General features: G+C 73.1%; 10 protein-coding genes and 1 rRNA gene. 4 read left to right on the forward strand and 7 right to left on the reverse strand.

Features of this window, described 5'->3' with window-relative positions:
- The first annotated feature begins 10 nt into the window (after window positions 1-10).
- Window positions 11-358: a sterol-binding protein gene (locus AQJ64_RS35240; protein ID WP_055635540.1), complete on the forward strand. Its 348-nt coding sequence runs from the start codon at window positions 11-13 to the stop codon at window positions 356-358.
- On the opposite strand, the gene AQJ64_RS35245 is transcribed toward AQJ64_RS35240, so the two are convergent.
- From AQJ64_RS35245 to AQJ64_RS35260, 4 genes are all read right to left on the reverse strand, one after another.
- Window positions 342-1,193 carry an ABC transporter ATP-binding protein gene (locus AQJ64_RS35245; RefSeq protein ID WP_055635539.1) on the reverse strand — a complete coding sequence of 284 codons (852 nt, stop codon included), beginning with the start codon at window positions 1,191-1,193 and terminating at the stop codon, window positions 342-344. The two genes, AQJ64_RS35240 and AQJ64_RS35245, sit on opposite strands and share 17 nt — an antisense overlap.
- Complete coding sequence (locus AQJ64_RS35250; protein ID WP_055635538.1) at window positions 1,190-2,275, reverse strand: FecCD family ABC transporter permease; 1,086 nt, start codon at window positions 2,273-2,275, stop codon at window positions 1,190-1,192. The genes AQJ64_RS35245 and AQJ64_RS35250 overlap by 4 nt, the downstream gene beginning before the upstream one ends.
- The gene (locus AQJ64_RS35255) at window positions 2,272-3,315 is read right to left on the reverse strand and encodes a FecCD family ABC transporter permease (protein WP_055635537.1); all 1,044 of its coding nucleotides are present in this window, start codon (window positions 3,313-3,315) and stop codon (window positions 2,272-2,274) included. Before AQJ64_RS35255 ends, AQJ64_RS35250 begins: the two co-directional genes overlap by 4 nt.
- A gap of 102 nt (window positions 3,316-3,417) precedes the next feature.
- A complete protein-coding gene (locus AQJ64_RS35260) occupies window positions 3,418-4,446 on the reverse strand; it encodes an HAD hydrolase-like protein (protein ID WP_059203300.1) in 1,029 nt (342 codons plus the stop codon).
- A 73-nt stretch (window positions 4,447-4,519) separates the two neighbouring features.
- Here AQJ64_RS35260 and AQJ64_RS35265 point away from each other — a divergent pair, with 73 nt between their 5' ends.
- From AQJ64_RS35265 to AQJ64_RS35275, 3 genes are all read left to right on the forward strand, one after another.
- Window positions 4,520-5,803: a DUF1015 family protein gene (locus tag AQJ64_RS35265; RefSeq protein WP_059203301.1), complete on the forward strand. Its 1,284-nt coding sequence runs from the start codon at window positions 4,520-4,522 to the stop codon at window positions 5,801-5,803.
- A gap of 137 nt (window positions 5,804-5,940) precedes the next feature.
- Window positions 5,941-6,357: a YciI family protein gene (locus AQJ64_RS35270; RefSeq protein ID WP_059203302.1), complete on the forward strand. Its 417-nt coding sequence runs from the start codon at window positions 5,941-5,943 to the stop codon at window positions 6,355-6,357.
- Window positions 6,357-7,502, forward strand: a complete 1,146-nt coding sequence (locus AQJ64_RS35275; RefSeq protein ID WP_059203303.1) for an RNA polymerase sigma factor — start codon at window positions 6,357-6,359, stop codon at window positions 7,500-7,502. Before AQJ64_RS35270 ends, AQJ64_RS35275 begins: the two co-directional genes overlap by 1 nt.
- 59 nt (window positions 7,503-7,561) lie before the next feature.
- Here the strand turns inward: AQJ64_RS35275 and AQJ64_RS50260 are convergent, their stop codons facing one another.
- From AQJ64_RS50260 to rrf, 3 genes are all read right to left on the reverse strand, one after another.
- Entirely contained in the window at window positions 7,562-8,311 is a 750-nt protein-coding gene (locus tag AQJ64_RS50260) for a tetratricopeptide repeat protein (protein ID WP_211286523.1), read from the reverse strand.
- Window positions 8,203-9,375, reverse strand: a complete 1,173-nt coding sequence (locus AQJ64_RS50265) for a hypothetical protein (protein WP_211286525.1) — start codon at window positions 9,373-9,375, stop codon at window positions 8,203-8,205. Before AQJ64_RS50265 ends, AQJ64_RS50260 begins: the two co-directional genes overlap by 109 nt.
- Before the next feature lie 188 nt (window positions 9,376-9,563).
- Window positions 9,564-9,680 (reverse strand): 5S ribosomal RNA (gene rrf, locus AQJ64_RS35290).
- Window positions 9,681-9,754 lie beyond the last annotated feature (74 nt).

A 9,754-nucleotide genomic window follows, 5' to 3' on the forward strand; every position in this document is an offset into this window, starting at 1 on the left:
GTCGGTCGCGATGGCCACGATCGAGGAGTGCCGCGCCGCACTCGAGAAGCTCTCGGACTCCATGCAGCGTGCCGAAGGGGACGTCCGCACCGCCGCGGAACTGGACCGTTCGGTCAGCTGCTGGATCACCGACCTGGACGTCACGTTCGTGGGCCGTATGACCGGCGGCCGGATCGTGGTCCAGGACACCCTGCAGGGCCCTCCGCGGGAGAAGGCGCAGATCAGACTGAGCATGACCGGGGACGACCTGGTGGCCCTGGTCGACGGCGGGCTGAACTTCGCCAAGGCCTGGGGCTCGGGCCGGGTGAAGCTGCACGCGGGCGTACGCGACCTGTTCGTCCTCAGGAAGCTTCTGTAGCCACCGCCCGCTTCACCCGCCCCCGCGCCGTGCGCGCCGCCGGCACCACCAGCGGCGTACCGGTCTGCGGGTCGTCGATCACCTGGCAGCGCAGCCCGAAGACCTCCTCGACCAGAGCGGCCGTGACGATGTCGTTCGGCGCGCCCTGCGCGATGACCTCGCCGCCCTTCAGCGCGATCAGATGGGTGGCGTACCGGGCCGCGTGGTTGAGGTCGTGCAGCACGGCGACGAGCGTGCGGCCCTGCTCCTCGTGGAGTTCGGCGCACAGGTCGAGGACGTCGATCTGGTGCTGGATGTCGAGGTAGGTGGTCGGCTCGTCGAGCAGCAGCAGCGGGGTCTGCTGGGCGAGGGCCATCGCGATCCACACGCGCTGGCGCTGACCGCCGGACAGCTCGTCGACGTACCGGTCGGCGAGTTCGGCCACACCGGTCCGCGCCATGGACTCCTGGACGACCCGCTCGTCCTCGGCCGACCACTGCCGCAGGATGCCCTGGTGCGGGTAGCGGCCGCGGCCGACGAGGTCGGCGACGGTGATCCCGTCCGGCGCGATCGACGACTGCGGCAGCAGGCCCAGCGTGCGCGCCACCTTCTTCGCCGGCAGGGACTGGATGACCTGCCCGTCGAGCAGCACCCGCCCCCGGGACGGCTTCAGCATCCGGGACAGCGCCCGCAGCAGCGTGGACTTGCCGCACGCGTTGGGGCCGACGATCACCGTGAAGGAGTGGTCGGGAATCTCCACCGACAGCTGCTCGGCGATCACCCGCTGGTCGTAGGCGAGGGTGACGTTCTCGGCGGACAGGCGGTTCACGGTGCTCCCTGGGTGGTTCTGGTTCATATCCGGCCCGCCTTGCGCTCGGTGACGAGGAGCCACAGCAGATAGACCCCGCCGAGGACTCCGGTGACCACGCCCACGGGCAGCTGTCCGTCGCCGAACAGCCGCTGCGAGGCCCAGTCGGCGGTGACCAGCAGCGCGGCGCCCATGCACAGCGAGGCCACGAGGTTGGGGCCGGGCGAGCGGGTGAGACGCCGGGCGAGCTGCGGCGCGGTGAGGGCCACGAAGCCGACCGGGCCCGCGGCGGCGGTGGCGGCGGCGGTGAGCAGCACGGCCGACACCATCAGCACCAGCCGGACCCGCTCGACCCGCACCCCGAGCGCGTGCGAGACGTCGTCGCCCATCTCCGTCATCCGCAGCCCGCGCGCGTGGGTGAGGACGAGCGGGACGAGCACGCCGACCAGGGCGAGCAGCGGCCAGACCTGCTTCCAGTCCCGCCCGTCCAGTGTCCCGGTCATCCAGACGACGGCCCGCGCCGCGTCCACGAAGTCGGCCTTGGTGATCAGATAGCCGTTGACCGCGCTCGCCACCGCCGACACACCGATGCCGACGAGCACCAGCCGGTAGCCGTGCACGCCCCGCTTCCACGCCAGCAGATAGATCGCGGCCCCGGTCACCAGCCCGCCGACCAGCGCGCCGACGGTGACCTGGGTGGTGGTCCCGGAGAACAGCACGATCATCACGAGCGCACCGGCCGTCGCCCCCTGCCCGAGGCCGAGCACATCGGGGCTGCCCAGCGGATTGCGCGACACGGCCTGGAACAGCGCCCCGCCCAGCCCCAGCGAGGCCCCGACCAGCAGTCCGACCAGCACCCGGGGCAGCCGCAGCTCGTTCACGACGAGCTCCTGGCCCGGATTCCCCTCGCCGAACAGCGTCTTGACGACGTCCCCGAACGAGATGGGGAAGTCTCCGGTGCCGATCAGCACCACGCTCGCGGCGAACGCGGCGGCCAGCAGCAGCACGACGACCACCAGGGCCCGCGTGTCCAGCCGCACCGACAGCCCGCCCGGGGTGCGCAGCGCCCGGCGGCGCCCGGTCCCCGTGGGCGCCTGCGGTGTCTTCTCGGTCGTCTCCGCGGTCCTCACAGCTGGGCCGTCCTCCGCCGTCGTACGAGAAAGATGAAGACCGGCCCGCCGATGATCGCGGTGATGATGCCGACCTGGACCTCCGAGGGGCGGGCCACGACCCGGCCGATCACATCGGAGCCGAGCAGCAGCACCGGCGAGAGGACCGCCGCGTACGGCATGATCCAGCGCAGGTCGGGGCCGGTGAAGGAGCGGACGATGTGCGGGACCATCAGCCCCACGAACACGATCGGCCCGCAGGCGGCGGTCGCGGCCCCGCACAGCACGGTCGCGGCGAGCATGGCCAGCGCCCGGGTGCGGTTGAGGTTCGCGCCGAGCGCCTTGGCGGTGTCGTCGCCCATCTCCACCGCGTTCAGCGGCCGGGCGAGGGCCAGCGCGAGGACCGTGCCGGCGACCAGGAAGGGCAGCACCTGACGGATCGTCCCGTCGGTCGCCGAGGACAGCGAACCGACCGTCCAGAACCGCATCCTGGCCAGCGCCGCCTCATCCATGATCATCACGGCCTGGAGATAGCCGTACAGCGCGGCACTGATCGCGGTGCCGGCGAGCGCGAGCCGCACGGGCGTGGCCCCCCGGCTCCCGCCGAGGAACCAGACCAGCGCCCCGACCGCGGCCGCCCCGAGGAAGGCGAACCACACATACCCGGTCAGGCTCGTCACCCCGAGGAAGGTGATGGCGGTGACGACGGCGGCCGAGGCACCCGCGTTGATCCCGAGCAGCCCGGGGTCGGCCAGCGGATTGCGCGTCAGGGCCTGGAGCACCGCTCCGGACAGCCCCAGCGCGGCACCGACCAGCAGCCCGAGCACGGTCCGCGCCAGCCGCTCGTCGACGACGACGTCCGCGTACGTCCCCGAGTCCGCGAACAGTCCGTGCCACACCTGGGCGACGGACAGCTCTTTCGCCCCGACGGCGATGCTCGCCACCGCCACCACGGCGAGAATCGCCACGGCGACCAGCAGCCCGGCGGAACGGACCGCCCGGCGGGTCGGGGGCGCGGGGGCTCTCTCCGCGCGCTGTTCGGGAACACTGTCGACCAACACGCAGTTAGGTTAGCCTACCCTGCCCAACAGGTCGGGGCCCGAGTGCCGGCGCACAGGTGGATGCCCGCGTGCCGGCTCACGGGTGGGTGCCCGTGTGCCGGCTCACAGCCCCAGCCGCGCCAGCGCCTTCCCCCCGTCCAGCGCGCAACTCCCCTCCCCCGCAGCCGTCCAGGCGGCCGCGCACAGCGCCCGCAGCCCGTCCAGCGCCTCGCCGTCCCCGTCCAGCTCCACCCGCTCCTCCCCCGCGGTCGCCGTCCACCCACCGCACCGGAAACCGTCCCCGGCCGGGGTGACCTCCGGCTGTCCGGTGAGCAGCCCGCGCAGATCGGCGTCCACGAACGTCGGCCGGTGCTGCGGCGGCGCCGCCAGCAGCCGCGCCCCGTCGGTGACCCCGGTCAGGACGAGCAGCGAGTCCACCTCGCCGTTGAACGCCCCCTCGATGTCGGTGTCCAGCCGGTCCCCGACCACCAACGGCCGCTCGGCGCCCGTCCGCAGGATCGTCTCCCGGTGCATCGGAGGCAGCGGCTTGCCCGCGACCTGCGGCTCGGCACCGGTCGCTATCCGCACCACCTCCACCGCCGCCCCGTTCCCCGGCGCGATGCCCCGCCCGCTCGGAATCGTCAGATCGGTGTTCGACGCGAACCACGGCACCCCGCGCGCGACGGCGTACGACGCCTCCGCGAACCGCCCCCACGGCAGATCCGGCCCGCCGTACCCCTGCACCACGGCCACCGGATCGTCGTCCGCGGACTCCACCGGGACGAGTCCCCGCTCCCGCAGCGCGACCCTCAGCCCCTCCCCGCCGATCACCAGCACCCGCGCCCCCGCCGGCACCTGCTCACTGATCAGCCGCGCCACCGCCTGGGCCGAGGTGATGACCTCCTCGGCACCCGTCGGGATCCCCAGCTCGGTCAGATGCCCGGCCACCGTGTCCGGCGTCCGCAGCGCGTTGTTGGTGACGTACGCGAGCCGCATCCCGCCCGCACGAGCGGCGGCCAGCGACTCGACGGCGTGCACGATCGCGGCCCCGCCCGCGTACACCACCCCGTCCAGATCGAGCAGCGCCGTGTCGTACGCCTCGCTCAGGGCCTGCCCACTGCCCTCGGGCCTCGTCCTGACGCTCCGGCTCATTCCACATCGCTCCTCGTTCGATCCGCTTTCCCTCGATCATCCCGCACGCCACCGACACACGTACGATGCCGGGATGAACACTGCAGGTCACCCGGAAGCAACGGCGCCCCGAGGCCTGGAACTCACCCCGTTCCGAGGCCTGCGCTACGACCCCGACCGGGTCGGCAGCCTCGCCGCCGTCACCTCCCCGCCGTACGACGTCGTCGTCCGCCCCGACGGCCTGCACCAGCTCCAGGACGCGGACCCCTACAACATCGTCCGCCTGATCCTCCCCCAGGCCACCACGCCCAGCGCCCGCAACGAACAGGCAGCCGACGCCCTGCGCCGCTGGCTCGCCGAGGGCGTCCTGACCGCCGACCCCGAGCCCGCGCTGTACGTCTACGAGCAGCGGCACGCCGACGGCATGCTCCAGCGCGGACTCATCGGCACCCTGCGCGTCTCCGACCCGGCGGAGGGGATCGTCCTCCCCCACGAGGACGTCATAGAGCCGGTCGTGGCGGAGCGCGCGGCCCTGATGCGCGCCACGTACGCCAACCTCGAACCGCTCCTCCTCACCTACCGCGGCAACGGCACGGCGGCCGAGATCGTGGACCGCACCGCCGAGCGCCCCCCGCTCCTCGCCACCACCACCGAGGACGGCTACCACCACCGCCTGTGGGCGATCACCGACCTCGCCGACCAGGCCCTCGTCCGGGCCGACCTCGCCCACCACCAGGCCCTGATCGCCGACGGCCACCACCGCTGGGCCACCTACCGCCGGCTCCGCGCCGCCCACCCCTCCCCCAGCCCCTGGGACCACGGCCTGGTCCTCCTGGTCGACACCGCCCGCTACCCCCTGCGCGTCCGCGCCATCCACCGCCTCCTGCACGGCCTGCCGGTCGCCGAGGCCCTCACCGCCGTACAGGACCTGTTCCGGGTCCGGCACCTGCGGGTCTCCCTGCCCGAAGCCCTCGACGCACTGGCGGACGCGGCCTGCGCCGGAAACGCCTTCCTGCTGGCCGGCGACGGCACCTTCCACCTCCTGGACCGCCCGGACCCGGCCCTCCTCGCCCGTACGATCCCCCGGGACCGCCCACAGGCCTGGCGCACCCTGGACGCGACCGTCCTGCACGCCGCGCTCCTCGCCCACGTCTGGCACATCCCCGAGGACGACCCGACCCGCATCGCCTACATCCACGACACCGCCGCCACCGTCCGCAAGGCGGAACGCGGCGGCACCACGGCGGTCCTCCTGCACCCCGTACGCGAGGAGGTCGTCCGCGACCTCGCCCGCCAGGGCATCACCATGCCCCGCAAATCGACGTCGTTCGGCCCCAAACCGGCCTCCGGTCTCGTCCTGCGCGCACTGGACGTCTGAGGGCCCGGAGAACAAGGCGAAAAAAATCTTCGGGAAACGTCGCGGGCGATGTCGAGAACCCGTGCCCGGCTCCGTCCCCGTGGTGAAGGCGACCGAGGCGACCACAATGGGTCGCACCAGCACCGAGGAGACACACCATGGCCAAGTACCTGCTGCTGAAGCACTACCGCGGAGCCCCGGAACCGGTGAACAACGTGCCGATGGACCAGTGGACGCCGCAGGAGATCTCGGCGCACATCCAGTACATGAACGACTTCGCGGCCGGACTCGAGAAGACCGGTGAGTTCGTCGACGGCCAGGCGCTCGCCCCCGAGGGCCAGTGGGTCCGCTACGACGGGGAGGGCCGCCCGCCGGTCACCGACGGCCCGTTCGCCGAGACCAAGGACCTCATCGCCGGCTGGATGATCATCGACGTGGACAGCCACGAGCGCGCCGTCGAACTGGCCGGGGAGCTGTCCGCCGCCCCCGGCGCGGGCGGCAAGCCGATCCACGAGTGGCTCGAGGTACGCCCCTTCCTGGCCGCGCCGCCCACCGTCACGGAGTGCCCTCACTGATGGACGAAGCCCTCCTGCGGAGCCTCACACCGCAGGTCCTCGCGATCCTCGTCCGCCGCGGAGCCGACTTCGCGGCGGCCGAGGACGCCGTCCAGGACGCGCTGGTCGAGGCGGTCCGCGTCTGGCCCGCCGACCCGCCCCGAGACCCCAGGGGCTGGCTCGTCACCGTGGCCTGGCGCCGCTTCCTCGACGCCGTCCGCGCGGACGCGGCCCGCCGCCGCCGTGAGGACCTCGTCGACGAGGAGCCCGGGCCCGGCCCCACGCCCTCGGCGGACGACACGCTCCGGCTCTACTTCCTCTGCGCCCACCCGTCGCTCACCCCGTCGTCCGCGGTCGCCCTCACCCTGCGCGCGGTCGGCGGCCTCACCACCCGCCAGATCGCCCAGGCCTACCTGGTGCCCGAGGCGACCATGGCCCAGCGCATCAGCCGCGCCAAGCGCACCGTCTCCGGCGTCCGCCTCGACCGGCCCGGCGATGTCGCCACCGTGCTGCGCGTCCTCTACCTGGTCTTCAACGAGGGCTACTCCGGCGATGTCGACCTCGCCGCCGAGGCCATCCGCCTCACCCGGCAGCTCGCGGCCGCGATCGACCACCCCGAGGTGTCCGGGCTGCTCGCCCTCATGCTGCTCCACCACGCCCGACGCGCCACCCGGACCGCACCCGACGGCAGCCTGGTGCCGCTCGCCGAGCAGGACCGCGGCCGCTGGGACACCGCGTCGATCGCCGAGGGCGTCCGGATCCTCCAGGCGGCTCTCGCCTGCGACCGGCTGGGCGAGTTCCAGGCCCAGGCCGCCGTCGCGGCCCTCCACGCCGACGCGCCCACCGCCGAGGAGACCGACTGGGTCCAGATCGTCGAGTGGTACGACGAACTCACCCGGCTGACCGACAGCCCGGTCGCCCGCCTCAACCGCGCGGTCGCCGTCGGCGAGGCCGACGGACCCCGCGCGGGCCTGGCGGCACTGGCGGCACTGGACGACTCACTGCCTCGCCACACCGCCGTGGCGGCCTACCTCCACGAACGCGACGGGGACCTCACGACGGCGGCCCGCCTGTACACCGAGGCGGCCCGCAAGGCCCCCAACCTCGCCGAACGCGACCACCTGACCCGCCAGGCCGCCCGGCTCAACACCCGCGCGGACCGCTGACCCGAAACGCAGAAGGGGCAGGTTCCGCACGGAACCTGCCCCTCACTCACACGCCGAACTCAGTCCTTGTCGTCGTCCCCGTCCGGGGTCTCCGCCTCGGTCCCGGTCTCCTCGGACTCCCCCTCGCCCTCGTCGAGGGCGTCGACGAAGTCCACCCCGTCCAGCTCGGCGAGCCGATCGGAGGCGTCCGTGCCGCCGTCCCGGTCCGCCTCGACGGCCTTCGCGAACCACTCCCGCGCCTCGCCCTCACGGCCGGCGGCCAGCAGCGCGTCGGCGTAGGCGTACCGCAGCCGCGCGGTCCACGGCTGTACGGAGTTGGAGGCGAGCTCGGGGCTCTGGAGCGTCACGATGGCCGCGTCCAGCTGCCCCATGTCACGCCGGGCACCGGCCGCGACGAGCCGCATCTCCACCTGACCGGCCTTGTCGAGCTTGTGCACCTCGGGGGCACCGGCCATGTCCAGCGCCTTCTCCGGCCGCCCGAGCCCACGCTCGCAGTCGGCCATGACGGGCCACAGCTCCACCGACCCGGTCATCCGCCGCGCCGCCCGGAACTCGGCGAGCGCCTCGCTGTACTTCTGGTTCGCGTACGCCGCGAACCCGGCCGCCTCCCGCACGGCGGCGACCCGCGACGCGAGCCGCAGCGCCACCTTGCTGTACCCGTACGCGCCCTCGGGGTCCTCGTCGATCAGCCGCGCGACCATCACCAGGTTGCGGGCGACATCGTCCGCGAGCGTCTTGGGCAGGCTCTGCAGCTCCTGCCGTACGTCCTTGTCGATCTCCTCGCCGGTGACGTCCTCCGGGATCGGCAGCCGCTTGATCGGCTCCCGGTCCCGGTCCCGCTCGTCACGGAACCGACCGCCACCACGCCGGTCGTCACCGCGCCGGTCGTCCCGACGGTCGTCACGGCCCCGGAAACCGCCGGGCCGTCCACCTCGGTCGTCCCGACGGAACCCACCACGGCCACCGCGGTCGTCCCTGCGGTCGTCACGCCGGTCATCACGACGGTCATCGCGCCGGAAGGCCGGCCGGTCACCCCGGTCGTCGCGCCGGAAGCCACCCCGGTCGTCACCACGGCGGTCGTCACGCCGATCGTCCCTGCGGTCGTCGCGGCGATCGTCACGCCGGTCGTCCCGACGGAACCCGCCCCGGTCACCGCGGTCGTCCCTGCGGTCGTCACGCCGGTCATCACGCCGATCGTCGCGACGGTCGTCGCGGCGGTCGTCGCGGCGGTCGTCGCGGCGGTCGTCGCGGCGGTCGTCGCGGCGGAAAGCCGGTCGGTCACCGCGGTAGCCCCCGCGCTCGCCGCCACGCTCGTCACGGCGGTCGTCCCGACGGCCGTACCCACCACCCCGGTTGTCGTCACGGCGGAAGGCCGGCCGGTCACCGCGGTCGTCCCGCCGGTCGTCGCGGCGGAAGCCCCCGCGCTCGCCACGGTCGTCGCCGCGCCGGTCGTCCCGACGGTCGTCACGGCGCCCGTAGCCACCCCGGTCACGGTCCCGGTCGCCGAACCCACCGCGGTTGTCGTCGCGTCGGAAGGCCGGGCGGTCACCGCGGTCGTCCCGCCGGTCGTCACGCCGGAACCCGCGGTCCCGGTCGTCCCGCCGCGGCCCGCGGTCGCGGTCGTCGCGCTGGAACGCGGGACGGGGACCACGATCACCCTCACGGCGGTCGTCACGCCGGTCGTCCCGACGGCCGTACCCACCACCCCGGTTGTCGTCACGCCGGTCGTCGCGACGGAACCCTCCACGGTCACCGCGGTCACCGCGGTCGTCCCGACGGCCGTACCCACCACCGCGGTTGTCGTCACGCCGGCCTTGACCACCGCGCTCACCACGGTCGTCGCGGCGGAAGCCCCCGCGCTCACCGCGGTCACGGTCTCCGCGGTAGCCGCCGCGATCGCCGCGATCCCCACCGTCCCGTCGCCGCTGGTCGCGCTCCGGTCGCTCGTCGGGAGAGTTGGTGGACATCGGTGACTCCTGTCTTCGGTACACAAGCATTGTAAAAACAAAAGGACCCCTGGTCCCAGCTGAACGCTGGGACCAGGGGTCCTTTCCAAAGATTGTTCGGCGGTGTCCTACTCTCCCACAGGGTCCCCCCTGCAGTACCATCGGCGCTGTGAGGCTTAGCTTCCGGGTTCGGAATGTAACCGGGCGTTTCCCTCACGCTATGACCACCGAAACCCTAATGGTTTCGAGCGAACAAGCACACTCTTTAGTTATGCGTTCTGCTCAAAGCCGGCAACGGTCGTTGCC

Source organism: Streptomyces griseoruber (assembly GCF_001514205.1).
GTDB classification, from domain to species: Bacteria; Actinomycetota; Actinomycetes; order Streptomycetales; family Streptomycetaceae; genus Streptomyces; species Streptomyces griseoruber.